General features: G+C 58.3%; 27 protein-coding genes and 1 tRNA gene. 20 read left to right on the forward strand and 8 right to left on the reverse strand.

From position 1 onward, the window contains the following. Positions 1-144: 144 nt before the first annotated feature. Positions 145-1,473: an OprD family porin gene (locus AC07V0_RS26115; RefSeq protein WP_018926508.1), complete on the reverse strand. Its 1,329-nt coding sequence runs from the start codon at positions 1,471-1,473 to the stop codon at positions 145-147. Positions 1,474-2,370: 897 nt separating this feature from the next. On the opposite strand from AC07V0_RS26115, the gene AC07V0_RS26120 reads away from it, so the two are divergent. Further along, positions 2,371-2,796, forward strand: coding sequence for an HIT family protein (locus tag AC07V0_RS26120; RefSeq protein ID WP_018926507.1), 426 nt, complete (start codon positions 2,371-2,373; stop codon positions 2,794-2,796). A 3-nt stretch (positions 2,797-2,799) separates the two neighbouring features. Beyond that, positions 2,800-3,009, forward strand: a complete 210-nt coding sequence (locus tag AC07V0_RS26125; RefSeq protein ID WP_018926506.1) for a SlyX family protein — start codon at positions 2,800-2,802, stop codon at positions 3,007-3,009. Between the two features lie 60 nt (positions 3,010-3,069). Here AC07V0_RS26125 and AC07V0_RS26130 read toward each other — a convergent pair whose 3' ends face one another. After that, the gene (locus AC07V0_RS26130) at positions 3,070-3,672 is read right to left on the reverse strand and encodes a cold-shock protein (protein WP_019651434.1); all 603 of its coding nucleotides are present in this window, start codon (positions 3,670-3,672) and stop codon (positions 3,070-3,072) included. A gap of 463 nt (positions 3,673-4,135) precedes the next feature. Between AC07V0_RS26130 and AC07V0_RS26135 the strand changes: the two genes are divergently transcribed. The 18 genes from AC07V0_RS26135 to nadA all read left to right on the forward strand — a co-directional run bounded on the left by AC07V0_RS26135 (position 4,136) and on the right by nadA (position 18,571). Beyond that, the gene (locus tag AC07V0_RS26135) at positions 4,136-4,474 is read left to right on the forward strand and encodes a ribbon-helix-helix domain-containing protein (RefSeq protein ID WP_064616357.1); all 339 of its coding nucleotides are present in this window, start codon (positions 4,136-4,138) and stop codon (positions 4,472-4,474) included. A 136-nt stretch (positions 4,475-4,610) separates the two neighbouring features. Beyond that, positions 4,611-4,832 (forward strand): FmdB family zinc ribbon protein, encoded by a 222-nt coding sequence (locus AC07V0_RS26140; protein WP_010457489.1) that lies wholly within the window; start codon positions 4,611-4,613, stop codon positions 4,830-4,832. A 122-nt stretch (positions 4,833-4,954) separates the two neighbouring features. Further along, the gene (gene aspS, locus AC07V0_RS26145; protein ID WP_018926502.1) at positions 4,955-6,730 is read left to right on the forward strand and encodes an aspartate--tRNA ligase; all 1,776 of its coding nucleotides are present in this window, start codon (positions 4,955-4,957) and stop codon (positions 6,728-6,730) included. A gap of 120 nt (positions 6,731-6,850) precedes the next feature. Continuing rightward, positions 6,851-7,597, forward strand: coding sequence for a YebC/PmpR family DNA-binding transcriptional regulator (locus AC07V0_RS26150; RefSeq protein WP_018926501.1), 747 nt, complete (start codon positions 6,851-6,853; stop codon positions 7,595-7,597). A gap of 163 nt (positions 7,598-7,760) precedes the next feature. Beyond that, positions 7,761-8,285, forward strand: a complete 525-nt coding sequence (ruvC, locus tag AC07V0_RS26155; protein ID WP_018926500.1) for a crossover junction endodeoxyribonuclease RuvC — start codon at positions 7,761-7,763, stop codon at positions 8,283-8,285. Positions 8,286-8,400: 115 nt separating this feature from the next. After that, positions 8,401-9,012 carry a Holliday junction branch migration protein RuvA gene (gene ruvA / locus AC07V0_RS26160; protein ID WP_007933256.1) on the forward strand — a complete coding sequence of 204 codons (612 nt, stop codon included), beginning with the start codon at positions 8,401-8,403 and terminating at the stop codon, positions 9,010-9,012. After that, on the forward strand, positions 9,013-10,074 hold the full coding sequence (ruvB, locus tag AC07V0_RS26165; protein ID WP_018926499.1) for a Holliday junction branch migration DNA helicase RuvB: 1,062 nt from the start codon (positions 9,013-9,015) through the stop codon (positions 10,072-10,074). A 127-nt stretch (positions 10,075-10,201) separates the two neighbouring features. Next, the gene (gene ybgC / locus AC07V0_RS26170; RefSeq protein WP_007933231.1) at positions 10,202-10,669 is read left to right on the forward strand and encodes a tol-pal system-associated acyl-CoA thioesterase; all 468 of its coding nucleotides are present in this window, start codon (positions 10,202-10,204) and stop codon (positions 10,667-10,669) included. After that, positions 10,659-11,354 carry a protein TolQ gene (tolQ, locus tag AC07V0_RS26175; RefSeq protein WP_018926498.1) on the forward strand — a complete coding sequence of 232 codons (696 nt, stop codon included), beginning with the start codon at positions 10,659-10,661 and terminating at the stop codon, positions 11,352-11,354. The genes ybgC and tolQ overlap by 11 nt, the downstream gene beginning before the upstream one ends. 23 nt (positions 11,355-11,377) lie before the next feature. Next, the gene (gene tolR / locus AC07V0_RS26180; protein ID WP_167331185.1) at positions 11,378-11,830 is read left to right on the forward strand and encodes a protein TolR; all 453 of its coding nucleotides are present in this window, start codon (positions 11,378-11,380) and stop codon (positions 11,828-11,830) included. After that, entirely contained in the window at positions 11,830-12,909 is a 1,080-nt protein-coding gene (gene tolA / locus AC07V0_RS26185) for a cell envelope integrity protein TolA (protein ID WP_018926496.1), read from the forward strand. Before tolR ends, tolA begins: the two co-directional genes overlap by 1 nt. 29 nt (positions 12,910-12,938) lie before the next feature. Then, on the forward strand, positions 12,939-14,207 hold the full coding sequence (gene tolB / locus AC07V0_RS26190; protein ID WP_018926495.1) for a Tol-Pal system beta propeller repeat protein TolB: 1,269 nt from the start codon (positions 12,939-12,941) through the stop codon (positions 14,205-14,207). Between the two features lie 52 nt (positions 14,208-14,259). After that, positions 14,260-14,757, forward strand: a complete 498-nt coding sequence (gene pal, locus AC07V0_RS26195) for a peptidoglycan-associated lipoprotein Pal (protein ID WP_003178634.1) — start codon at positions 14,260-14,262, stop codon at positions 14,755-14,757. Between the two features lie 6 nt (positions 14,758-14,763). Further along, positions 14,764-15,603, forward strand: coding sequence for a tol-pal system protein YbgF (gene ybgF / locus AC07V0_RS26200; protein WP_026286449.1), 840 nt, complete (start codon positions 14,764-14,766; stop codon positions 15,601-15,603). A gap of 166 nt (positions 15,604-15,769) precedes the next feature. Further along, positions 15,770-16,417, forward strand: coding sequence for a 7-carboxy-7-deazaguanine synthase QueE (gene queE, locus AC07V0_RS26205; protein WP_086944498.1), 648 nt, complete (start codon positions 15,770-15,772; stop codon positions 16,415-16,417). Between the two features lies 1 nt (position 16,418). Next, positions 16,419-17,111, forward strand: coding sequence for a 7-cyano-7-deazaguanine synthase QueC (gene queC, locus AC07V0_RS26210; protein ID WP_064616361.1), 693 nt, complete (start codon positions 16,419-16,421; stop codon positions 17,109-17,111). 63 nt (positions 17,112-17,174) lie between these two features. Further along, positions 17,175-17,250, forward strand: a tRNA-Lys gene (locus AC07V0_RS26215). A gap of 262 nt (positions 17,251-17,512) precedes the next feature. Further along, the gene (gene nadA, locus AC07V0_RS26220; protein WP_018926491.1) at positions 17,513-18,571 is read left to right on the forward strand and encodes a quinolinate synthase NadA; all 1,059 of its coding nucleotides are present in this window, start codon (positions 17,513-17,515) and stop codon (positions 18,569-18,571) included. Positions 18,572-18,634: 63 nt separating this feature from the next. Here the strand turns inward: nadA and AC07V0_RS26225 are convergent, their stop codons facing one another. From AC07V0_RS26225 to gcvH, 6 genes are all read right to left on the reverse strand, one after another. Further along, positions 18,635-19,123: an RDD family protein gene (locus AC07V0_RS26225; protein ID WP_086944499.1), complete on the reverse strand. Its 489-nt coding sequence runs from the start codon at positions 19,121-19,123 to the stop codon at positions 18,635-18,637. A gap of 96 nt (positions 19,124-19,219) precedes the next feature. Then, positions 19,220-19,432 (reverse strand): cold-shock protein, encoded by a 213-nt coding sequence (locus tag AC07V0_RS26230; protein WP_007934683.1) that lies wholly within the window; start codon positions 19,430-19,432, stop codon positions 19,220-19,222. A gap of 393 nt (positions 19,433-19,825) precedes the next feature. Next, on the reverse strand, positions 19,826-20,950 hold the full coding sequence (gene gcvT / locus AC07V0_RS26235) for a glycine cleavage system aminomethyltransferase GcvT (RefSeq protein ID WP_495020052.1): 1,125 nt from the start codon (positions 20,948-20,950) through the stop codon (positions 19,826-19,828). Positions 20,951-20,983: 33 nt separating this feature from the next. Next, positions 20,984-22,360 carry an L-serine ammonia-lyase gene (locus AC07V0_RS26240; protein ID WP_192351703.1) on the reverse strand — a complete coding sequence of 459 codons (1,377 nt, stop codon included), beginning with the start codon at positions 22,358-22,360 and terminating at the stop codon, positions 20,984-20,986. A gap of 180 nt (positions 22,361-22,540) precedes the next feature. Beyond that, entirely contained in the window at positions 22,541-25,393 is a 2,853-nt protein-coding gene (gene gcvP, locus AC07V0_RS26245) for an aminomethyl-transferring glycine dehydrogenase (protein ID WP_086944501.1), read from the reverse strand. Positions 25,394-25,404: 11 nt separating this feature from the next. After that, the gene (gcvH, locus tag AC07V0_RS26250) at positions 25,405-25,779 is read right to left on the reverse strand and encodes a glycine cleavage system protein GcvH (protein ID WP_018926486.1); all 375 of its coding nucleotides are present in this window, start codon (positions 25,777-25,779) and stop codon (positions 25,405-25,407) included. Positions 25,780-25,969: the final 190 nt, after the last annotated feature.

Genomic DNA, 25,969 nt, shown 5'->3' on the forward strand with positions numbered 1-25,969 from the left:
GCTGCGCCTTTTTCCCGTATCCATTGGTTCCTCCTGAAGATAAGTCAGAAGGTGTAAACCTTATTCAGGACGAGACATAGCCAATAAAAAAGGCCCATCCGAAGATGGGCCTTTTTTTGATTACCGCGAACTAACTTTCTGCAATTACAGAATGTTGAGCGGGTAGTCGGTGATCAGGCGGAACTCAGAGATATCGCCTTCGCCTTCGTCTGCGTTGGCGGTGTGCCATGCTTGACGGATGCGGAACGACAGATCTTTAGCTGGGCCGGACTGAATTACGTATTTAACTTCCACGTTGGTTTCGTGGTGTTTACCGTCTGCACCGTACAGGCCAGCGTAAGGGCTGCCTGCTGGAGTGTTGGTGCCGTCGATGTCCCAACCTTTCACGTAACGGGTCATGAAGCTCAGACCAGGGATGCCGTATTCGGCCATTTTCAGGTCGTAACGGGCCTGTACCGATTTCTCGCCAGGGGCGTTGAAGTCAGAGTACTGGATGGAGTTGGCGAGGAAGATCGAGTCGCCACCACGGTTGTTTTTACCCACGCCGATATAGTCGAACGGAGTATCGCCATTCACTTTCTGGAAGCCCAGGGTGATGGTGTGTGCCTTCAGGAACGAGAAAGCAGCAGCGAGGGAGTAGGCGGTGTTATTGATTTCGCCTGCTTTAGCGCTACCAGTGTCCCTGGTGTTGTAGATGTTACCGTCGAAGTTGATCGACTGATCGCCACCCAATGCGAGGGTGTAGTTCGCGTTGGCGTAGTACTGGTTCCAGATGTCTTCGAGCTTGGCACCGTAGAGCGACACGCTCAGGTCTGGGGTAATACCGTACTTGCCACCGAAGTAGTCGATGGAGTTGGCTTTCACGCCAGCGTAGGTTGCCCACAGGTCGCCATCACGGGCATTTCGGTCCTGACTGGTCGCCGAGTAGAAGTGACCGGCTTCGAGGTCGAGGTCTTTGACTTCGCTGCTCTGCAGTTGGATACCGCTGGCAGTTTGGTGAAGGATGCGGGAGCCGCCTACAGCGAACACCGGAGAAGTGCTTGGCTGCATGTCGCCGATTTTCAGCTCGGTCTTGGAGATGCGGAACTTGGCGGCAGCGCCGGCTTTGCCCTGGTTGTTTTCGACTTCGCCATCATTGCCCACGGGCATGTTGCCGGTACCCGAATACTTGTCGGAACCGTCCAGCTTAATGGCCAGTTGGCCCCAAGCTTCAACGCCAACACCGATCAGACCTTGGGTGTAGCCCGAGCTGTACATGCCCTGGATGCCCTGGGTCCAGTCTTTGTCATCGACGGCGCCGTCTTTCTTGTTACGGTTGTAGTAGTAGTTGCGAACCAGCAAGTCGAGCTTGCTATCTTCAACAAAACCTTTGGCGTCAGCCTGGTCACTTACGAAAGGTGCGGCCGTAGCCAATTGAGTACTGGCTGCTGCTGCAACTGCCAGTGCGATCATGCTCCACTTCATCACGCGCATCGTGATTTGCTCCTTTGGTTTTTAGAAGAGTACTGCCGTCCCACCTGTTTTATTATCTGGGCGGCTCTTTCTTTTTGTGTCGGCGCAAACTTATATCACGCCGACCCTATTGGCGATACTTGCACATCTAACCTTTCAGCTTCTTTACGACCCTGTCGCAAATGGCTGGGTAGATGTCGCAAATTCACAGTCCCGACGCAATCGGACTGACAACTTCAGCGCTGTTTTCCAGGGCTTGAGCATCGGTAAAAAAGAGTCCTTGGTCCTGCACTTGAATCTCCATCGGGCAACCCTGCCACTGTTTTTATTGGCCTTAAGGCTTCCACTTCCAGCGGAGCACTTATAGACGATACGGGGGTGAATGCAACAAGCGTGCACAAACCAGAATTCTGTTGCTGTTTTTTTCTGAAAGCCTGCCTGTTGCTGTAAAAACCTCATAAAACCGGGGGGTTCAAGCTCGTTTTTCTTAGGCTTGACGCCATGCTTTGCATCGTGGTTACCGCATTGGAGCTGCGAGGTGACAACCAAAAACGTTACCGGTTCACCCCGTCAGTGAGTAATTGGCGGATGCTGACGCACTGAGCGTAGACGCGTTGTGCGGTTTTGGTGCAAAAAATTTTATTTCCTGTACTGAATTCACACATGGTGGCGTTGCCGTGGGTTCGAACAGTGCGTTGTTTATGGGCTGTTTCGGCGTTTTTTCCGTGATGGCCGGTTCCGTCATGGTGCGTCCCGAATCAAAATGGCGCATCTCGGCGCGCCCGCAGGGCGGTGCTGGCGGCAGTTCGTCGTGAAGCGCATGGCATTCGCAGGTATGCTGCCGTCCTGTCGCTTGGTGCGCCGTCTTTCGGTGGGGGCGCTAAGCTGAAAAAGGATGACCAGAGGGGAGTGTGCGCTGTGTTCGCTTTAGATCCACGACTTCAACAAGACACGTTGCCAATCGGCGATTTCCCGCTCTGCCGGTTACTGCTGTCCAATGATTCGAATTACCCCTGGTTCATCCTCGTGCCACGCCGCGAGGATATCAGTGAAATATTTCAGCTGGATGGCGCAGATCAACAGCAGCTGTGGCGGGAAACGACTGAGCTGGCGGAAATCCTCAAGGACTCTTTCGACGCGGACAAGTTGAACGTCGCGGCCCTGGGTAACGTCGTCAATCAGTTGCATATGCATGTGATTGTGCGCAAACGTGAGGACGCCGCCTGGCCAGCTCCGATCTGGGGCAAACAGGAGGCCAAGCCATACAGTCCAGAGCAGATCGCGACGATTCGCGAGCGACTGCGTCTGGTATTGACCGACGATTTCAAGTTTCTGGAGGGCTGAATCATGAGCCTGGGCGAACGCGTTACCGATCTGGAAAGCCGACTGGCATTTCAGGATGACACCATCCAGGCATTGAATGATGTGCTGGTGGCGCAGCAGCGGATGGTCGAGCGTCTGCAATTGCAAATGTCGGCGTTGCTCAAGCGGCAGGAGGAAATGGCCGGCCAGTTTGCGACGCTTGAAGAAGAAGAGGCGCCACCGCCTCATTACTAAGAAACAGGCAATAAAAAACCGCGATCAGCCAAGCTGTTCGCGGTTTTTTTTAGCCTTGAATCAGCGGCGCGGCAGTGCGGCGATCACATCTTCGGCTTGCAGGCCTTTGTCACGATTCATGACGGAGAACTCCACGCGCTGGCCTTCCACCAGAACGCGGTGGCCTTCACCGCGAATTGCCCGGAAATGCACGAAAATATCATCGCCGGAGTCGCGGGAAATAAAGCCGAAGCCTTTGGAGGTGTTGAACCATTTGACGGTGCCAGTATCGCGGTTGCTCATGTCATAGCTTGGCGCGGCGGCGGCCGGTGAAGATTTGTAGAAGCTGATGGCCAGGTGCAGGAATACGGCGATCAGGGCAGCGACCAGGCTGAACAGAACGGCAGGTTGACCGGCGATGACAGGCATCGGAGCGATCAGCGTCAGGGTTTGCAGTACGACAGCCAGAACCAGCAAAGCGCTGACCAGGTTTTGCAATTGATGACGCGGGCCTTTGTTCCAGTAAGGGATAACAGGCGCGAGGGTGAGGTTGAGCAGGCCGAAAAAGGCCAGGTAAAGCGCATCGGGTTGTTGCAGGTAAGGTACCGCTTCGGATCGCAGGCTAGGGATGAAGGACAGCAGCAGGGCTGCTGCGCCCATTAGCAGGTGGACGATTTTCAACATTTTGATTAACTCACGTTAAGACGGATCACAAGGAAGAGCTGATAGAGCACGGTTCGCTTCAGAACAATAAGAGGCGTTGGGCACGTACCTGATATCAGCCTATGCGCAGCCCCCGGAAAATAGGTGGTAGCGACACACTGCCTATTTAACAGCAAAGCCTGCGGCTACTCAAATCAGGCGGTCCGGCGGTGTTTCCATTGGCATGGCGCGCGGATGACGATGCCGAGTGTTATTCGTGCGCTGTGTTTCTCGGATCTTTCGCCTTTTCGTTGAGTGATGTTGCGTCAGTTTTCGTAGGAAATCGTCCGGCCTAGGACGAGCTCCATGATCGCCCCTCCATTGTTGGCTTATCCTACGTTGATGGTCATAAAGTCATCTGGATATACCGTTGCGCCTGCGCTTTTATAAGGAAACGGAATATGGCCCTTACAAGCAGCAAGGATGACAAAGGAGTGTCAACGGTATGGTTCATGAAGAACGACAAGACGAGAGGAGGATCGGTCCACTCAAGGATATAAGGATTGATTCACTTGTCAGCGAATTCGATATGGGGCTGGCCCAGCCCTTATCCCGGTCGGTGCGTTTGAATGGCTTTGCGACCTGTTTGCGGCTTGAGCAGGTCTATTGGGATATTTTGGGCAACATGGCCAAGGTCAATTGCTGCTCGGTCAGTGCGCTGTTGTCTCAGGTGGATCGCGAGGTGCACTTGCGCCATGGCGGGGTGAAAAATTTCACCGGGCTGGTGCGGGTTGTCTGCGTCGTGCACAGCCTGAAGGAGGGCAGTTGCCCCGTCATGGCTTAGCGAGAGCGGCTGAATGAGTCGAGTGTCGGTCTGTGCAGTCTTACGGCTGCACAGGCTGCATTTAATGGATATAATCCCGCTCTTTGCCGCGAAGCCCTGCATGCGCGGTAGCAATCTGATCGCCGAGACAACCCCCATGCCGATGTACGATTACCAATGTGCTTCCTGTGGTCATCAGTTGGAAGCCATTCAAAAGATCAGCGCAGCACCGCTGGTCGACTGCCCTGCCTGCCAGGCGCCAGAGCTTAAAAAGATGCTGTCCATGCCCGGTTTCCGCCTCAGTGGCACCGGCTGGTACGAAACCGACTTCAAGACCGGTTCCAAGAAAAATCTGGCCGGTGGCGACAAAGCTGACTAGGGTCTAGCGCCCGGGTTGAACGACACGCGCGAGCTCTTGCATCATCTGGCACCTTATTCAAGTGCGGTGGTGTGGCAAGACCTCCACCCGAATTTCGAATTACGAGAAGTGAAACCACTACCATGATGCGCAGCCATTATTGCGGCCAACTGAACGAAAGCCTGGAAGGCCAGGAAATTACCCTTTGCGGATGGGTTCACCGTCGCCGTGACCATGGCGGGGTGATTTTCCTCGATATCCGTGATCGTGACGGTCTGGCCCAGGTGGTGTTCGATCCGGACCGTGCCGAGAGCTTCGCCGCCGCCGATCGCGTGCGCAGCGAGTACGTCGTGAAGATCACCGGCAAGGTTCGCCTGCGTCCGGCCGGTGCAACCAACGCCAACATGGCGTCGGGCATGATCGAGGTCCTGGGCTACGAGCTGGAAGTGCTGAACGAATCGGAAACACCGCCGTTCCCGCTGAACGAGTTCTCTGACGTTGGCGAAGAAACCCGCCTGCGTTATCGCTTCCTTGATCTGCGTCGCCCTGAAATGGCCGAGAAGCTGCGTCTGCGTTCGCGCATGACCACCAGCATCCGCCGCTACCTGGACGAGAACGGTTTCCTCGACGTCGAGACGCCGATCCTGACCCGTGCGACGCCGGAAGGCGCGCGTGACTATCTGGTGCCGAGCCGTACTCACGCCGGTTCGTTCTTCGCCTTGCCGCAATCGCCGCAGCTGTTCAAGCAGCTGCTGATGGTGGCCGGCTTCGACCGTTACTACCAGATCGCCAAGTGCTTCCGCGACGAAGACCTGCGGGCTGATCGCCAGCCGGAATTCACTCAGATCGACATCGAGACCAGCTTCCTCGATGAAAAAGACATCATGGGCCTGACCGAAGGCATGATCCGCAACCTGTTCAAGGAAGTGCTGGGTCTGGAATTCGGCGAATTCCCGCACATGACCTTCGAAGAGGCCATGCGCCGCTACGGTTCCGACAAGCCAGACCTGCGTAACCCGCTGGAACTGGTGGATGTTGCCGATCAGCTCAAGGAAGTCGATTTCAAGGTGTTCAGTGGCCCGGCCAATGACCCGAAATGCCGTATCGCCGCCTTGCGCGTTCCAGGCGGTGCGAGCATGCCGCGCAAGCAGATCGACGATTACACCAAGTTCGTCGGCATCTACGGTGCCAAGGGCCTGGCGTACATCAAGGTCAACGAGCGTGCTGCCGGTGTTGAAGGTCTGCAGTCGCCGATCGTGAAAAACATCCCGGAAGCCAACCTGAACGTGATCCTCGATCGCGTGGGTGCGGTCGATGGCGACATCGTGTTCTTCGGTGCCGACAAAGCCAAGATCGTCAGCGAAGCCCTGGGCGCGCTGCGGATCAAGCTGGGTCATGACCTCGAGCTGCTGACCTGCAAGTGGGCGCCAATGTGGGTCGTCGACTTCCCGATGTTCGAAGAGAACGACGACGGCAGCTTCAGCGCCTTGCACCACCCGTTCACCGCGCCGAAGTGCACTCCTGAAGAGCTGGAAGCCAACCCGGCTGGCGCTTTGTCCCGTGCCTACGACATGGTTCTGAACGGCACCGAGCTGGGTGGCGGTTCGATCCGTATCCACCGTAAGGAAATGCAACAGTCGGTGTTCCGTCTGTTGGGTATCAACGAAGCGGAACAGGAAGAGAAATTCGGCTTCCTGCTCGACGCCCTGAAATATGGCGCGCCGCCGCACGGTGGTCTGGCTTTCGGTCTGGACCGTCTGGTGATGCTGATGACCGGCGCCCAGTCGATCCGTGAAGTGATCGCCTTCCCGAAAACCCAGAGTGCTGCGGACGTGATGACGCAGGCTCCGGGCGTGGTAGATGCCAAGGCGTTGCGTGAGCTGCACATTCGTCTGCGCGAAACGCCAAAGGCAGAGTAAGGCTGACCGCAAAGGCGCATCCTGTGGGATGCGCCTTTTCTTTAGGTCGAGATTTTTTTGTTGCTGGCCGACACTCCCTGTGTGGCGGGCGATGTTTCAAAGAGAAATTCGGAGCGAGTTATGGCGGGTCATTCCAAGTGGGCGAACATCAAGCACCGCAAAGAACGTCAGGATGCCAAGAAGGGCAAGATTTTCACCAAGTGGATTCGTGAGCTGACGGTCGCTGCCCGTCAGGGCGGCGCTGATCCGGGCTCCAACCCGCGTCTGCGTCTGGCGCTGGATAAAGCGCTGGGTGCGAACATGAGCCGCGACATCATCGACCGCGCGGTGGCTCGTGGTGCCGGCGCTGCCGATACCGATGACATGGTCGAGCTGACCTACGAAGGCTATGGCCCGGGCGGTGTGGCGGTGATGGTCGAATGCATGACCGACAACCGCAACCGCACCGCGGCCGCAGTTCGCCATGCGTTCAGCAAGTGCGGCGGCAACCTCGGTACCGACGGTTCGGTGGCTTATCTGTTCGAACGCAAAGGGCAGATTTCCTTCGCGCCAGGGGTTGATGAAGACGCGCTGATGGAAGCAGCCATGGAAGCCGACGCCGATGACGTGGTGACCAACGAAGACGGCTCCATCGACGTGTTCACCTCGTTCGCCGGCTTCTATTCCGTGCGTAACGCCTTGGAGGCCGCAGGCTTCAAGGGCAGCGATGCGGAAATCGTCATGTTGCCGACCACCAGTGCCGAACTGGATCTGGAAGGCGCCGAGAAGGTTCTCAAGCTGATCGACATGCTCGAAGACCTGGATGACGTGCAGAACGTGTACTCCAACGCGGACATTCCAGAGGCGGTGGCCGCGCAGCTCGGTTGATGCCTTTATAAAGATCGCAGCCTTCATCAGCCCTGCAGGCGCTGGCGAAGCCTGCGATCTTTTGATTTACAGTTATTTATTTTAAAGATCGTCCGAACGCGGCCCGAGCCTTCGGCAGCTCCTACGGTTACTCTCAGATATTCGCACTAGCTTCGCAGGCGTTATGACTTTAATTCTTGGTATCGACCCCGGCTCGCGTATCACCGGTTACGGCATTGTTCGCGATACTGGCCGTGGTTGTGTTTACGTGGCATCGGGCTGTATCCGCACCGGTGCTGGCGAGTTGCATGAGCGTCTGCAGATCGTCTATCGCGGCGTGCGTGAAATCATTCAGACTTATGGCCCGGTCACCATGGGCATCGAGAAGGTGTTCATGGCGCGCAATGCCGACTCCGCGCTGAAACTGGGGCAGGCCCGTGGCGCGGCGATTGTCGCCGGCGCCGAAGAGAGCCTGGAAATTGCCGAGTACACCGCAACCCAGGTCAAGCAGGCCGTGGTCGGCACCGGCGCCGCCAATAAAGAACAAGTGCAAATGATGGTCATGCACATGCTGAAACTGACCAGCAAGCCGCAAATCGATGCCTCGGATGCCCTGGCCATCGCGATTTGCCACGCTCACACCCGTTCCAGCCTGTTGCCCCATGGTCTGGGCGCGGCACGCAGTCGTGGCGGGCGCCTGCGTCTCTGATAGCATCAGCAATCATTTTTTGTGGGATGAGGGTTTTGCGCCTGTGTTGTCGGCGCAAAACCCTTGTTCTGTCAGTCGCCAGCACTGATCTGGCCAACGCTCAAGGATCTGAAACGTGATTGGACGCTTGCGCGGCACTTTGGCTGAGAAACAGCCGCCGCACCTGATTCTGGATGTAAACGGTCTGGGGTATGAACTGGAAGTGCCCATGACCACGCTTTATCGCTTGCCGTCGGTCGGTGAACCGCTGACCTTGCACACCCATTTGGTCGTACGTGAAGACGCGCAGTTACTCTATGGCTTCTTCGGCAAGCGTGAGCGAGACTTTTTTCGCGAACTGATCCGTCTCAATGGGGTAGGGCCGAAACTGGCGCTGGCCCTGATGTCGAGCCTGGAAGTCGACGAGTTGATCCGTTGCGTGCAGTCCCAGGACACCTCGGCGCTGACCAAGGTGCCGGGGGTGGGCAAGAAGACTGCCGAGCGTTTGCTGGTGGAGCTCAAGGATCGCTTCAAGGCCTGGGAAACCGTACCGAGCATGTTTGCGTTGGTGCCGAACCAGCCGGATGCGCCAGCGCAACAAGTCGCTGCCGCCGAAAATGACGCGGTCAGCGCGCTGATTTCCCTGGGCTACAAGCCGCAGGAAGCCAGCAAGGCGATTTCTGCGATCAAGGAGAAAGGTTTGAGCAGTGAAGACATGATTCGTCGTGCCCTGAAGGGAATGATCTAAGTGATTGAAGCTGATCGTCTGATCGCCGCTACGGGTGGCCCCCGTGAGCGTGAAGAAGTCCAGGACCGGGCGATTCGTCCCGTCAGCCTGGCCGAATACATTGGCCAGCCGACTGTTCGCGAGCAAATGGAGTTGTTCATCCAGGCCGCGCGCGGGCGCAATGAATCACTGGATCACACCCTGATTTTCGGCCCGCCGGGCCTGGGTAAAACCACCCTGGCCAACATCATTGCCCAGGAAATGGGCGTGTCGATCAAAAGCACCTCGGGGCCGGTCCTCGAGCGTCCTGGTGATCTGGCTGCATTGCTGACCAACCTTGAGCCCCATGACGTGCTGTTCATCGACGAGATCCATCGGTTGTCGCCGATCGTCGAAGAAGTGCTGTACCCGGCCATGGAAGATTTCCAGCTCGACATCATGATCGGCGAAGGGCCGGCCGCGCGCTCGATCAAGCTCGATCTGCCACCGTTTACCCTGGTTGGCGCAACGACCCGTGCCGGTATGCTGACCAACCCGTTGCGCGACCGTTTCGGGATCGTCCAGCGCCTGGAGTTCTACAGCACCGCCGATCTGGCAACGATTGTCAGCCGTTCGGCGAACATTCTCGGTTTGCCGCTGGACCCGGAAGGCGCCTTTGAAATCGCCCGGCGTGCCCGCGGTACACCGCGAATCGCCAACCGCTTGCTGCGCCGGGTCCGGGATTTTGCCGAGGTTCGTGCCAAGGGCCACATCACCAAACCGATCGCCGACCTGGCCTTGAACCTGCTGGATGTCGATGAGCGTGGCTTCGACCATCAGGACCGACGCCTGCTGTTGACCATGATCGAGAAGTTCGACGGTGGGCCGGTGGGGGTGGACAGTCTGGCCGCTGCGATCAGCGAAGAACGCCACACCATTGAAGACGTGCTGGAGCCGTACCTGATCCAGCAGGGCTATATCATGCGCACGCCGCGGGGGCGGGTAGTGACCCGGCATGCGTATTTGCACTTCGGCTTAAACATTCCGTCACGATTGGGCGAGATGCCCGTGGTAGACGAGTTCCTCGATGCCGTGGACGATTAATCACCTTTGCGTGCTGATTTATTCGGGGTTTGTGCTGTCCCAGGACGGTACTTTCGCCAGAAAGCCGCGAATCAATGAAAAACAGTTGCCTGGCCGGATTGGCAACCTGAGGAGTAAGCACTAGAGTATGCGCGCGCAAAACGGGCTTGAGCCGTTCGCACATCGTTGTCGCGTTTATTACGAGGACACCGATGCCGGCGGCATCGTGTATTACGTCAATTACCTCAAGTTTATGGAACGGGCTCGAACCGAGCGGCTCCGAGAGCTGGGCTTTGCCCAGTCGGCGCTGGCAGGGGAGGACCTGTTGTTCGTCGTGCATTCCAGCGAAGCGCGTTACCACGCGCCGGCGCGACTGGACGACGAACTGCTGGTAAGCGCCGAAGTAATTGAATTGAACCGGGTCAGCCTGCGCTTCAAGCAGCAGGTCAGGCGGGCTACGGATAACGTGCTGCTCTGCGAAGGGCAGTTTCTGGTGGCCTGTGTGCGCACTAACAGTTTGAAACCCCGGGCCATTCCCGAAGCTCTACGTGCGGCCTTTGCCGACGTGAGCGGCGCGGGTACACACTCAAAGCAGGAGATAAAGCGTGGAAGCTAACGTCGTCGACCATTCCTCCATGTGGAGCCTGGTCAGCAATGCCAGTGTCGTGGTGCAACTGGTAATGCTGATCCTGGTAGCCGCATCGGTGACCTCGTGGATCATGATCTTTCAGCGCAGCAACTTGCTGCGCGCCGGTCGACGTGCCCTGGAGAGCTTTGAAGAGCGCTTCTGGTCCGGTATCGACCTGTCCAAACTCTACCGTCAGGCTGGCAGCAACCCTGATCCGGATTCCGGTGTCGAGCAGATCTTCCGTGCCGGCTTCAAGGAATTCTCCCGTCTGCGCCAGCAGTCGGGCGTTGATCCGGAAGCGGTCATGGAAGGCGTGGCGCGTGCCATGCGCGTAGCCATCTCCCGCGAGGAAGAGAAGCTCGAGCAGAGCCTGCCGTTCCTCGCCACCGTCGGTTCCGTCAGCCCGTACATCGGTCTGTTCGGTACAGTCTGGGGCATCATGAACTCCTTCCGTGGTCTGGCGACTGCCCAGCAAGCGACCCTGGCCACTGTGGCTCCAGGTATCGCCGAAGCACTGGTTGCTACTGCGATCGGTCTGTTTGCCGCCATTCCGGCCGTTATCGCCTACAACCGTTTTGCTGCCCGCAGCGAAACCCTGCTGGGCCGCTATTACACCTTCGCCGACGAATTCCAGGCGATCCTGCACCGCAAAGTGCACACCAGCGAAGAATAAGCAGGTAATTTCCAATGGCTTTAATCGCTCGAGCTCGCAAAAAGCGCAAGCCGGTTGCCGAGATGAACGTGGTGCCTTACATCGACGTGATGCTGGTACTGCTGGTCATCTTCATGGTGACCGCGCCGATGCTCAATCAGGGCGTGAAAGTTGATCTGCCCAAGGTTTCCAGCGAAGCCTTGCCGCAGGACAACAACACTCAGGTCCTGACCATTTCGATCAAGGCTGACAAGACCTACTACTGGAACCTTGGCAGCGAAGTCGACACCGAAAAGCAGCAGGACAAGGCCATGACCTTGCCGCAAATGACCGACGCCGTGACCAAGATCATTCGCGTTGGCAACGGTAACGGCAAGCGCACGCAGGTGTTCATTCGTGGCGACAAAACCGTCGATTATGGCTCCGTCATGGGCGCCATGGGCGGGTTGCAGAAGGCCGGGGTCGGTAATGTTGGCTTGATTACCGAGGCGCCCTGATGCAGCAACTGCGAGAGCCGTCCGCCTCGGAAAGCTACTTCTGGCCTAGTGTCTGGGCGATTGTCTTGCACGTGCTGGTGTTCGGCATGCTGTTCGTCAGTTTCGCCTTCACACCGGAGCTGCCGCCGGCCAAGCCGATTGTCCAGGCAACCCTGTACCAGCTGAAATCGAAAAGTCGGGCGACCACCCAGACCAATCAGAAGATCGCGGGTGAGGCGCAGAAATCTGCTGCGCGTCAGACCGAAGTCGAGCAGATGGAACAGAAGAAGGTCGAGCAGGAAGCGGTGAAGGCTGCGGAACAAAAGAAAGAAGAAGCGGCTCAAAAGGCCGAGGAAGCCAAGAAGGCCGACGAGTCGAAGAAAGCGGAAGAGGCGAAAAAGGCTGATGAAGCCAAGAAAGCCGACGAAGCGAAGAAGACCGCCGAAGCCAAAAAGGCCGAAGAGAAACAATTGGCTGATATAGCCAAGAAGAAAGCCGAAGAAGAAGCCAAAAAAGCTGCTGAAGAAGAGGCCAAGAAAGCGGCCGCTGAAGAAGCGAAGAAAAAGATCGTCGAAGACGCGAAGAAGAAAGCCGCGGAAGACGCCAAGAAGAAAGCTGAAGCGGAAGAGGCGAAGAAGAAAATCGCCGAAGACGCGAAGAAGAAAGCGACTGCCGATGCCGCGAAGAAGAAAGCGCAAGATGCGGCTCGCAAATCGGTAGAGGACAAGAAGGCTCAGGCTCTGGCTGACTTGCTGTCCGATAAGACCGAGCGTCAGCAGGCTTTGGCGGATGAGCAAGGCGATGAAACCGCGGGCAACTTTGATGATCTGATTCGTTCGCGAGCATCTGAAGGTTGGGCGCAGCCACCGTCGGCCCGCAAGGGCATGAAGGTGATTCTGCAAATCAACATGCTCCCTGACGGAACGATCTCCGGTGTTTCGGTTGCTCATTCCAGCGGTGACGCGCCGTTCGACAGTTCTGCAGTCGCGGCTGTAAAAAATATTGGTCGATTGACCGAAATGCAGGGTCTGAAGCCAGCTGATTTCGCACCCTATCGTTCATTCAAGATGACATTCACACCTGAGGATCTAGCCTTGTGAGAAACCTTCTTCGAGGACTGCTTGTAGTCATGTTCTGCTTTGCAGGACTGGCCACGGCAGATGAAAAAAATATCCTGGTCAGCAGTGGCAGCTCCCAGGCAACTCCAATTGCCGTTGTGCCTTTCGGCTTCCAGGGCGGTAGCGTGCTGCCGGACGACATGGCTGAGATTATCGGTAACGACCTGCGCAATTCGGGTTACTACGCGCCGATTCCAAAGCAGAACATGATCAGCCAGCCAAGCCAGGCCAGCGAAATCATCTACCGTGACTTCAAGGCGGTGGGTGCCCAGTACGTCATGGTCGGCAGCATTGTTCCGGCGGGCGGTCGCCTGCAGGTGCAGTACGCACTGTTCAACGTCGCCACCGAGCAGCAAGTGCTGACCGGCAGCGTGTCGGGCGGCGTCGATCAACTGCGCGACATGGCGCACTACATCTCCGACCAGTCGTTCGAAAAACTCACTGGTATCAAAGGTGCGTTCTCGACGCGTCTGCTGTACGTGACGGCCGAGCGTTTCTCTGAGAAGAACACTCGCTACACACTGCAACGTTCGGACTACGACGGTGCCCGTGCCGTGACGCTGCTGCAATCGCGCGAGCCAATCCTGTCGCCGCGTTTCGCACCGGATGGCAAGCGCATTGCCTACGTGTCGTTCGAGCAGAAGCGTCCACGCATTTTCATGCAGAACATCGACACCGGTCGCCGTGAGCAGATCACCAACTTCGAAGGCCTGAATGGCGCGCCAGCCTGGTCGCCGGATGGCAATCGCCTGGCATTCGTGTTGTCGAAAGACGGTAACCCGGACATCTACGTGATGAACCTGGGGTCGCGTCAGATCACTCGTGTCACCAATGGTCCTGGCATCAATACCGAACCGTTCTGGGGTAAGGATGGTTCGACCATCTACTTCACCTCTGACCGTGGCGGCAAGCCTCAGATCTATAAAACCAGCGCAGGCGGTGGTGGTGCGGAGCGTGTGACCTTCATCGGTAACTACAATGCCAACCCTAAACTGTCGGCCGATGAAAAGACCCTGGTAATGATTCACCGCCAGGACGGTTTCACCAACTTCAAGGTGGCGGCCCAGGATTTGCAGCGCGGTAGTGTAAAGATCCTCACTGATAGCACTCTGGACGAGTCTCCTACTGTTGCGCCCAACGGCACCATGGTAATCTACGCCACCCGCCAGCAGGGCCGGGGAGTCTTGATGCTCGTGTCCATTAATGGACGCGTGAGGCTCCCGCTTCCTACCGCACAAGGCGAAGTCAGAGAACCGTCCTGGTCCCCTTACCTGAACTGACGCGGCGCTATACGTTTTACTTAACACACTGGGGTTCATTAGGAGTTTCACGATGGAAATGCTGAAGTTTGGTAAATTTGCTGCGCTGGCTCTGGCCATGGCTGTAGCTGTAGGTTGCTCGTCCAAAGGCGGCGACAACGCCGGTGAAGGCGCTGTAGATCCAAACGCTGGTTACGGCGCTAACACTGGTGCAGTTGACGGCTCCCTGAGCGAAGAAGCTGCTCTGCGCGCAATCACCACCTTCTACTTCGAATACGACAGCTCGGACCTGAAGCCAGAAGCCATGCGCGCTCTGGACGTTCACGCCAAAGACCTGAAAGCAAACGGCGCTCGCGTTGTTCTGGAAGGCAACACCGACGAACGTGGTACTCGTGAGTACAACATGGCACTGGGCGAGCGTCGTGCGAAAGCCGTTCAGCGCTACCTGGTACTGCAAGGTGTTTCCCCAGCTCAGCTGGAACTGGTTTCCTACGGCGAAGAGCGTCCAGTTGCTACCGGCAACGACGAGCAGTCCTGGGCTCAAAACCGTCGCGTCGAACTGCGTAAGTAATTCGTCATGCGAACGTGCCGTCGTGCTGTAACTATTTTGGCTCTCAGTCTCGCACCGCTTGCGGTGTGGGCTGCGGTTCCTGTGGTCGAGGACAACTCCGGCTATAACAATAGCGGGAGCAGTTATCCGCCTGCAGGTTACGGTACGAACGGCGCCTATGCCGGGGGAGGGGTTTCGGCCCCTGTCTCGGCACAGGGCGAGCTGTTCAACCAACTGCAATCGATGCAGGAGCAGATCTCGCGCCAACAAGGCATCATTGAAGTTCTGCAAAATGATGTAGCGCGCATGAAGCAAGAGAACCTGGAGCGATATCAGGATCTTGATCGGCGCATAGGAACCGGCGTTGCACCAGCCGCGACTCCTGATAATTCTTCCGCCGGTGGCAATTTGAATGCCCCCGGTGCAGCAGCCGGCGCAGGTGCGGGAGCGGCTGCCGCTCAAGCCCCGGCCGCGGGTGGCGAACCGGCTGACCCGGCGAAGGAAAAACTGTATTACGATGCAGCCTTCGACCTGATCAAAGCCAAGGATTTCGACAAGGCCAGCCAGGCTTTCGCCGCATTCCTGCGCAAATACCCGAACAGCCAATACGCGGGCAATGCCCAGTACTGGTTGGGGGAAGTGAACCTGGCCAAAGGCGATCTGCAAGGTGCGGGTCAGGCATTTGCCAAGGTTTCGCAGTTGTACCCCAAGCACCCCAAAGTGCCTGATTCGCTGTACAAGCTCGCTGATGTAGAGCGTCGTCTCGGTCATACCGACCGGGTCAAAGGCATTCTGCAACAGGTCGTGTCCCAATATCCGGGCACTTCCGCCGCTCAGCTGGCGCAACGGGACTTGCAGCGCATGTAAGCCTGTTTGGCCCGTTTTGAAGAAACCCGCGCTTGTCGCGGGTTTTTTCGTTAGAATTCATGCCCTTTTTATGAAACACGCTTTTTGGGATCTGCGCGTTGGCGGGGTTCCTTGAAGTGCCTGACGGAGGCGGACAGCCTGTTTAGCTGTTACGCCCGTGGCGACTATGCAAGACACATTGAGAATCACCGAAGTTTTCTACTCGTTGCAGGGTGAAACGCGGACTGCCGGGCTGCCCACTGTTTTTGTGCGCCTGACCGGTTGCCCATTGCGTTGCCAATACTGCGACAGCGCCTACGCGTTCACTGGCGGCACCATCCGCACGCTCGACGACATCCTCGAGCAAGTGGCCGGTTTTCGCCCGCGTTACGTCTGTGTCACGGGCGGTGAGCCCCTGGCGCAACCCAATGCCATTCCCTTGCTCAAGCAGTTGTGTGACGCCGGTTACGAAGTGTCGCTGGAAACCAGTGGCGCTCTGGACATCTCGGCGGTCGATCCACGGGTCAGTCGCGTCGTCGACCTGAAAACCCCGGGTTCGAAAGAAGCCCACCGCAACCGCTACGAGAACATCGAACTGCTCACGCCCAACGATCAGGTGAAGTTTGTCATCTGCTCGCGGGAAGACTATGACTGGGCCGTGTCCAAGCTGATTCAATACGGTTTGAACGAGCGTGCCGGCGAAGTCCTGTTCTCGCCGAGCCACCATGACCTGAATGCACGTGATCTGGCGGACTGGGTGGTGGCGGACAATCTGCCTGTGCGTCTGCAATTGCAGCTGCATAAATATCTTTGGAATGACGAGCCGGGGCGCTGAAATGACTGAACAACTGAACACTGCTGAAAAACGTGCGGTCATCCTGCTGTCCGGCGGCCTGGACTCGGCGACGGTCGTGGCCATGGCCCGTGCCGAAGGCTACAGCTGCTACACCATGAGCTTCGATTACGGTCAGCGCCACCGTGCCGAACTGCAAGCCGCCGAGCGTGTTGCCCGCGACTTGGGTGTGGTCGAGCACAAGGTGATCGGCCTGAACCTGAACGGTATCGGCGGCTCGGCCCTGACCGACAGTTCCATCGACGTACCGGAGGCGCCGAGCGAAGGCATTCCGGTGACTTATGTGCCGGCGCGCAACACGGTGTTTCTGTCCCTGGCGTTGGGTTGGGCCGAAGTGCTGGGTGCGCGTGACATCTTTATCGGTGTAAACGCGGTGGATTATTCCGGTTACCCGGATTGCCGTCCCGAGTTCATCGAAGCCTTCGAGCTCATGGCTAATCTGGCGACCAAGGCCGGTGTAGAAGGGAATGGCTTCCGTATCCAGGCGCCCCTGCAGAACCTGAGCAAGGCGCAGATCGTTCAGGCGGGCGTGAAGCTTGGCGTCGATTACGGGCTGACCGTTTCCTGCTATCAGGCGGACGATAACGGCCGTGCTTGCGGTAAATGCGACAGCTGCCGTCTGCGTGCAGAAGGCTTTGCGGCGGCCGGAATCAGCGACCCGACACCTTATTTTTGATTTATTTCAAATTAGGTGTTGAATAGTCCTTAAAAATCAGTATTATACGCGCCACCACACAGCGGGTCGTTAGCTCAGTTGGTAGAGCAGTTGGCTTTTAACCAATTGGTCGTAGGTTCGAATCCCACACGACCCACCATTTTAAAAAATCTGGAAGGCCCACGTAAGTGAGGATTTCCGGGTTTTTTTTTGCCCGCGATTTGAGGTTGTCCCGGTCCGGGATCGCACCGAGTGACGCAGGTCAGAATCATCTTTTGCATCCGCCGGATATTCTGTAGCCTTGCGCAGCTTCAACGCTGTCCATGCCTGATGAATACTCACTCTCCCGGCGGTACCCCGAAGGGTCCGGAGCCGGGTGTATACTCGACTTTCGCGCGAAAGCGCCTGCAGGTCTTGCGAACATGACGCAGATTTCCGAACGCCTTCTGGTTCAAGCCCACCTCGACGCCAAGCAGCCCAAGCCGCTGACAGCCGAGGAAGAGGCTTATTACCGCACAGCCATCGCAGCCGAGCTCAAAGCTCAGGACGCGGTGCTGGTTGCACACTTCTATTGTGATCCAGTCATTCAGGCCCTGGCCGAAGAAACCGGTGGCTGCGTCTCCGACTCTCTGGAGATGGCCCGCTTCGGCAATGCTCACCCGGCCAAGACCGTAGTGGTCGCCGGTGTGAAATTCATGGGCGAAACCGCCAAGATCCTCAACCCTGAAAAACGTGTGCTGATGCCAACCCTGGAAGCGACCTGCTCGCTGGACCTGGGTTGCCCGGTGGACGAGTTCTCGGCGTTCTGCGATCAGCACCCGGAACGCACGGTGGTGGTATATGCCAACACCTCGGCAGCAGTCAAAGCCCGGGCGGATTGGGTGGTGACTTCAAGTTGCGCGCTGGAAATCGTCGAAAGCCTGATGGATAACGGCGAAACCATCATCTGGGGCCCGGACAAGCACCTGGGGACTTACATCCAGCGCCAGACCGGCGCCGACATGCTGCTGTGGGATGGTGCCTGCATCGTTCACGAAGAGTTCAAGGCCAAGCAGCTCGAAGACATGAAAGCGCTGTACCCGGACGCGGCCATTCTGGTGCACCCGGAGTCGCCGACCGCCGTGATCGAATTGGCCGATGCGGTGGGTTCCACCAGTCAGCTGATCGCTGCTGCGCAAAGCCTGCCGAACAAGACCCTGATCGTTGCCACCGACCGCGGCATCTTCTACAAGATGCAGCAGCTGTGCCCGGACAAGGTCTTTATCGAAGCGCCAACGGCCGGTAACGGCGCGGCTTGCCGCAGTTGCGCGCATTGCCCGTGGATGGCGATGAACACCCTTGAACGCACGCTGAAGAGCTTGAAGGAGGGGACCAACGAGATCTTCGTCGATCCGGCGTTGATTCCGCAGGCGATTCGGCCGTTGAAGCGCATGCTCGATTTCACGCAGGCGGCGCGGATGAAGCTGGCGGGTAACGCCTGATTCGTTGGCAGTGAGCCAAAAAAAACGCCCCGGGTTGATCGGGGCGTTTTTGCATCTGGAGGATTATTTGGTCTTCTTCGGAATCCGCACCAACTGGGTGTTGGAATAGATGTCGTGCCAGCTGCGCTTCTGCTTGTCGAACAGCGACCAGAAGAACCCCAGCCCGAGGCATAACCAGGACGCGATCGACACCACAAAGCGCAGGAGAGCCTGCCACAGGCTGATGGATGAGCCGTCGGCGTTTTGTACGCGGATGCACCACACCTGCATGCCCAGGGTCTGGCCCGACCAGGTCCAGAACTTGGCGAAGAAGCCGAACAGCACAAACAGCAGAACCGTCGACAGCAGTGGGTCACCGTCCAGGGCGCCGGCCTCGGTCAGGGTGCGCATCCGGTCTTCGCCGATGATCGCCATCTGGATCATCTTGTAGATGCCGCTGGTGACGATCAGCAGCGCGGTGCACAGCAGGAAGTCGTAGAACATCGCTGCCAGGCGACGACCCAGGCCGACGGCGGGAAAGTCGCCTTGGGGGTTGAGCAGGTGTTTCGACATGGCTGCCTCAGAACGGAAAAAAGAAGCCATTTTACGGATTTGCGCGCACAAAAAAGCCCCTGATGTCAGCATCAGGGGCTTTTTCGTAACAGAAGATTAGCCTTCTGCTTGTACTTCGTCAGCCTGCATGCCTTTCTGGCCTTGCACAGCAACGAACGTCACTTTCTGGCCTTCTTTCAGGCTCTTGAAGCCGTTGCCCTGAATAGCGCGGAAATGCACGAACAGATCCGGACCGCTTTCTGGAGTGATAAAACCAAAACCTTTCTCGTCGTTAAACCACTTGACGGTACCGCTCTGACGTTGGGACATTTCTTATTTCCTTTGACGCAAAAATGAATGACAGTCTCCTTCTCGTGAAAGAGTACTGGGGCTGGTTGCAGGAGAGTAAGAAGACGTCGAACGGGATGTAGCTAACTTGTAGGCTACTGCCCAGGTCACGATTTCCAAGCGACCCATGCAAACACAGTGAACAAACTCTACGCCAACTACGGGAGAAAAAACAAGCCCCGCGAAGGCCCGGATTTCCTCAGGTTGATGGCAATTAGAGTGGTCACTAGTGCGGGCTTATTCGATCGAGTTGTTCATTGCTTTTCGATTGTTATAAGTAGCGTTCATAAACGAAACGTATGCACTATTTTATGGCGGTTGCGTTACAGATTAGTGCACTGTTAACGCAACCGCGTTACTTATAGAAACAGTCAATCAGCCACGATAGTAGCGTTGTGGAACAAATGGCATTTTGCTTACAAGCAAAGGCACCTTTTTCCCACGCACAATGGCCCAAACTGGCGTTTCCAAAACGGTATAAGCTCTGTCGAGGTAACCCATGGCCAAAGGGCCGCCCAAGGTCGGACCGAAGCCGCCGCTGCAAACGCTGCCGATGATTTCGCCAGCTTCGTTGACGATCTCTGCACCTTCACGCACCGGTGTACGTTCCTGCGGCAGCAGGCCAACGCGCTTGCGGCTGACACCGGTTTGCTGTTGGGCGAACACGGTTTCGGCGCCAGGGAAGCCGCCGGCCCGCGCACCATCGGCACGTCGAGGCTTGGAGATGGCCCACAGCAGGCTTGCTTCGATCGGCGTGGTTTCGGTGTTCATGTCGTGGCCGTACAGGCACAGACCGGCTTCCAGGCGCAGGGAATCGCGGGCGCCGAGGCCGATGGCCTCGACTTCCGGTTCGGCCAGCAGGGCGCGAGCCAGCGCTTCGGCGTTGGCCGCCGGCACGGAGATTTCGTAACCGTCTTCGCCGGTGTAGCCCGAACGGCTGACAAAGCAGTCCACGCCCAACAGTTTCACGCGGGTGAACTGCATGAAGGTCATCTTCGCAACTTCCGGTGCCAGGCGTGCGAGCACGGTGACGGCAGCCGGGCCTTGCAGAGCGAGCAGGGCACGCTCTTCGAACAGCGGTTCAATGGTGCACTGGTCGCCGATGTGCTTGCGCAGGTGCGCCAGGTCCTGGTCCTTGCAGGCGGCGTTGACCACCAGGAACAGTTCGTCGTTACCGAGGTTGGCGACCATCAGGTCGTCGAGGATGCCACCGGCCTCGTTGGTGAACATCGCGTAGCGCTGCATGCCCACCGGCAGGTCGATGATGTCCACCGGCACCAGGGTTTCCAAGGCTTTGGCGGCGTTGGCGCCGGTCAGGCGGATCTGGCCCATGTGCGACACATCGAACAGCCCGGCCTGATCACGGGTGTGCTGGTGTTCTTTCATCACGCCCAACGGGTATTGCACCGGCATGTCATAACCGGCGAACGGCACCATGCGGGCGCCGAGTTCGAGGTGCAGTGCGTGCAACGGGGTCTTCAACAGTTGTTCGGTGGACATATACAGCTCCTGAAAATAGTGCAGATGCGCGCATCAGCACTCGATAATGTTGACCGCCAAACCGCCACGGGCGGTTTCCTTGTATTTGCTTTTCATGTCGGCGCCGGTCTGGCGCATGGTGCGGATGACCTTGTCGAGGGAGACGAAGTGCTGACCGTCGCCACGCAGGGCCATGCGCACCGCATTGATGGCCTTGACCGACCCCATGGCGTTGCGCTCGATGCAAGGCACTTGCACCAGTCCGCCAATCGGGTCGCAGGTCAGGCCGAGGTTGTGTTCCATGCCGATTTCGGCCGCGTTTTCCACCTGCTGCACCGTACCGCCGAGCACTTCGCACAAGGCGCCGGCCGCCATGGAACAGGCAACGCCGACTTCACCCTGACAGCCGACTTCGGCGCCGGAGATCGAAGCGTTTTCCTTGTACAGAATGCCGATTGCAGCGGCCGTCAGTAGAAAACGCACCACGCCGTCTTCGTTGGCTCCGGGGATGAAGCGCATGTAGTAATGCAGCACCGCCGGGATGATGCCGGCTGCACCATTGGTGGGCGCAGTGACCACGCGTCCGCCGTTGGCGTTTTCTTCATTGACCGCCAGGGCGTACAGGTTGACCCAGTCCAGTACCGACAGTGGATCGCGCAGCGACGATTCCGGGTTTTTGCACAGTTGCCGATGCAGCGCCGCCGCCCGCCGTTTGACCTTCAGCCCACCGGGCAGGATGCCTTCGTTGCGGCAACCGGCGGCGACGCAGTCTTGCATCACTTGCCAGATCTTCAGCAGTCCGGCGCGGGTTTCCGCTTCCGGGCGCCAGGCGCTTTCGTTGGTCAGCATCACCTGACTGATCGATAAACCGTAGGTGCTGCAGTGACCAAGCAAGTCCTTGGCGCTTTTGAACGGGAAGGTCAGCGGCGTGGCGTCTTCAACGATGCGGTCGGCGCCGGCCGCGTCTTCATCGACGACGAACCCGCCACCGACCGAGTAATACTCGCGGCTGCGCACTTGCAGGCCGGCTGCGTCGAACGCGCGAAAGATCATGCCGTTGGGGTGATAGGCCAACGGTTTACGAATCATTGCCAGGTGTTCTTTCTCGTTGAACGCGATGCTGTGTTCACCGAGCAGGTTCAAGCGACTGCTGCTGCGAATCTCTTGCAGGCGGGCGGTGACGGTTTCGGTGTCCACGGTGTCCGGGTGTTCGCCTTCCAGGCCCAGCAATACGGCCTTGTCACTGCCGTGGCCTTTGCCGGTGGCGCCGAGCGAGCCGTAGAGCTCGACTTTGACGCAGGTAGTTGCCGATAGCAGCCCTTCACGGCGCAGACCTTCGGCGAAGCGCGCAGCGGCACGCATCGGGCCGACGGTGTGGGAGCTGGAGGGGCCGATACCAATTTTGAACAGGTCGAACACGCTTAACGACATGGTTGTTCTCCGGTTTTCTTGTTATAGGCGTTAGATGAAACCGTAGGAGCAAGGCTTGCCCGCGAAGGCGTTGTATCAGCCACCATCAATGCTGAATATGAAATCGCCTTCGCGGGCAAGCCTCGCTCCTACAGAGAGTGCGGTGTTCTTGAGGGGGGCGAGCAACTCGCCCCCCTTAGATCAAGCGTAGCTTTCGATCGACGGGCAGGCGCAGACCAGGTTGCGATCGCCAAACACGTTGTCGACGCGACCGACCGGTGGCCAGTACTTGGCTTCGATCAGCGACGCTACCGGGTAAACGGCTTGCTCGCGGCTGTACGGATGAGTCCACTCGCCGACGATTTCCGCAGCGGTGTGTGGGGCGTTTTTCAGCGGGTTGTCATCCTTGTCCAGCGTGCCGTTTTCCACCGCGCGGATTTCTTCGCGGATGCGGATCATGGCGTCGCAGAAGCGGTCCAGTTCTTCCTTGGATTCGCTCTCGGTCGGCTCGATCATCAACGTGCCGGCCACCGGGAACGACATGGTCGGGGCGTGGAAGCCGAAGTCGATCAGGCGCTTGGCCACGTCATCGACGCTGATGCCGCTGCTGTCTTTCAGCGGACGCAGGTCGAGGATGCATTCGTGCGCCACCAGACCGTTGCTGCCGGTGTACAGCACTGGATAGTGCTCTTCGAGGCGACGGGAAATGTAGTTGGCATTCAGGATCGCCAATTGCGAAGCGCGCTTGAGGCCGGCGCCACCCATCATACGAATGTACATCCAGGTGATCGGCAGAATGCTCGCGCTGCCGAACGGTGCCGCGCAGACCGCGCCTTCCTTGCGTTCCATCTGGGCGTGGCCCGGCAGGAACGGCGTCAGGTGCGACTTGACGCCAATGGGGCCGACGCCCGGGCCGCCACCGCCGTGTGGGATGCAGAAGGTTTTGTGCAGGTTCAGGTGCGATACGTCGCCGCCGAACTTGCCCGGTGCGCAGAGGCCGACCATGGCGTTCATGTTCGCGCCATCGATATACACCTGGCCGCCGTTGTCGTGAATGATGCCGCAGATTTCGCGGATGCCTTCTTCGAACACACCGTGGGTCGACGGGTAGGTGATCATCAGTGCGGCGAGGTGTTCGCGGTGCTCGATGGCCTTGGCGCGCAGGTCTTCGATGTCGACGTTGCCGCGGGCATCGCACGCGGTCACAACCACACGCATGCCGGCCATGTTGGCGGTGGCCGGGTTGGTGCCGTGGGCGGACGACGGGATCAGGCAGATGTCGCGACGGTCTTCGCCACGGCTCTGGTGGTAGGCACGAATCGCCAACAGACCGGCGTATTCACCCTGGGAACCGGCGTTCGGTTGCAGGGAGATCGAGTCGTAACCGGTGGCGGCGCAGAGCATCGCTTCCAGTTCATCGGTCAGTTGCTGATAGCCGGCGCTTTGCTCGGCCGGAGCGAACGGGTGCAGGGCACCGAATTCAGCCCAGGTCACCGGGATCATTTCGCTGGCGGCGTTGAGTTTCATGGTGCAGGAACCCAGCGGGATCATGGTGCGATCCAGGGCCAGGTCCTTGTCCGCCAGTTTGCGCAGGTAGCGCATCAGCTCGGTTTCGGAGTGATAACGGTTGAACACCGGGTGGCTGAGGATTGGCGATTGGCGAACCAGTGCGGCCGGGAGGGTGCTTTGGACCGAGGCGGCCAATGCAGCGAAGTCCGGCAGGGCCTTGCCGTCGGCCAGCAGGCTCCACAGGGTTTCGACGTCAGCCTGGCTGCTGGTTTCGTCGAGGGACAGACCCAGACGCTCAGCATCGACCACGCGCAGGTTGATCTTCTGCGCATGAGCCTTGTCGTGCAGGGCCGCCGTTTGCGCGCCGGTTTTGATCGTCAAGGTGTCGAAGAAGCTGGCTTGCTCGACGCTCAGGCCCAGTGCACTCAAGCCTTTGGCGAGGATCGCGGTCAGGTGATGAATGCGATTGGCGATCTGCGTCAGGCCTTTCGGGCCGTGGTACACGGCGTACATGCTGGCGATGTTGGCCAGCAGCACCTGGGCGGTGCAGATGTTGCTGGTGGCTTTCTCGCGACGGATATGTTGCTCGCGGGTCTGCATGGCCAGGCGCAGGGCCGGCTTGCCGAAACGGTCCACGGAAACGCCGACCAGACGGCCCGGCATGTCGCGCTTGAACGCATCCTTGGTGGAGAAGTACGCCGCGTGCGGGCCACCGAAGCCCAGCGGAACACCGAAGCGTTGCGCGCTGCCGATGGCCACGTCGGCGCCGAACTCGCCCGGCGGGGTCAGCACGGTCAGGGCCAGCAGGTCAGCAGCGACCGCGACCAGCGCATTCGCCGCGTGGAAGCGCTCGGTCAGTTCGCGGTAGTCGAACACGTCACCGTTGCTGGCCGGGTATTGCAACAAGGCGCCGAAGAACGGCGTCACGTCGGTCAGTTCACGCTCGTCGCCCACCACAACGTCGATGCCCAAAGGCTCGGCACGGGTGCGCAAAACGTCGAGGGTTTGCGGGTGGCAATGAACGGAGGCGAAGAAGGCGTGGCTGCCTTTGTTCTTGCTCAGGCGTTTGCAGAAGGTCATCGCTTCGGCGGCAGCGGTGGCTTCGTCCAGCAGCGAGGCGTTGGCGATCGGCAGGCCGGTCAGGTCGCTGATCAGGGTCTGGAAGTTCAGCAGCGCTTCGAGACGACCCTGGGAAATTTCCGGTTGGTACGGGGTGTAGGCGGTGTACCAGGCCGGGTTTTCCAGCAGGTTGCGCAGGATTGGCGACGGCGTGTGAGTGCCGTAGTAGCCCTGACCGATGTAGGTCTTGAACAGCTGGTTTTTGCCGGCGATGGATTTGATCAACGCCAGGGCATCGGCTTCGCTCAGGCCGTCTTCGAGGCCGAGGACGCTGGTGCCTTTGATGCTGTCGGGAATGACGCTGGCGCTCAGGGCTTCCAGGGAGTCGAACCCGAGGCTGTTGAGCATGGCTTGCTCGTCGCCTGCACGCGGGCCGATGTGGCGGGTGATGAATTCGTTGGCGGTCGTCAGATTGACTTGAGTCATGTCGGCGCTCCTCAGGCTTGGGCAATCAGACGGTCGTAAGCGTCTTGATCCAGCAGTTGGCCGACAGCCGAGGCGTCGGTTGGCTTGAAGCGGAAGAACCAGCCTTCGCCCAGCGGATCTTCGTTGACCAGTTCAGGGCTGCTATCGAGGGCCGGGTTGGTCTCGACCACTTCTCCGTCCAGAGGCATGTACACGCCGCTGGCAGCTTTTACCGACTCCACGGTGGCGGCTTCTGCGCCTTTGTCGTAGGACTGCAGCTCAGGCAGTTGTACGAAAACCACGTCGCCCAGTGCGTTCTGTGCGAAAGCGGTGATGCCGACCGTAACGGTGCCGTCAGCTTCGGTGCGCAGCCATTCGTGATCTTCAGTAAAACGCAACTCGCTCATGGAAACTCCTAAGGGGGCCAGACTCGTCTGGTGGACGCGATGGAATGCAGGGGCAAAAACCCTGCTTTATAGGAGGTTACTAAGCAAAAAGGCGGCCAATGTTATTTTTATGTTTAAAAACAATAACTTATAAGTTTTCGTAAGCCGTTATATTTCTGCAGCTGTAGCGAAATCGCTACAGCCTGAAGCA

Source organism: Pseudomonas sp. GW821-FHT01E10 (genome assembly GCF_059422365.1).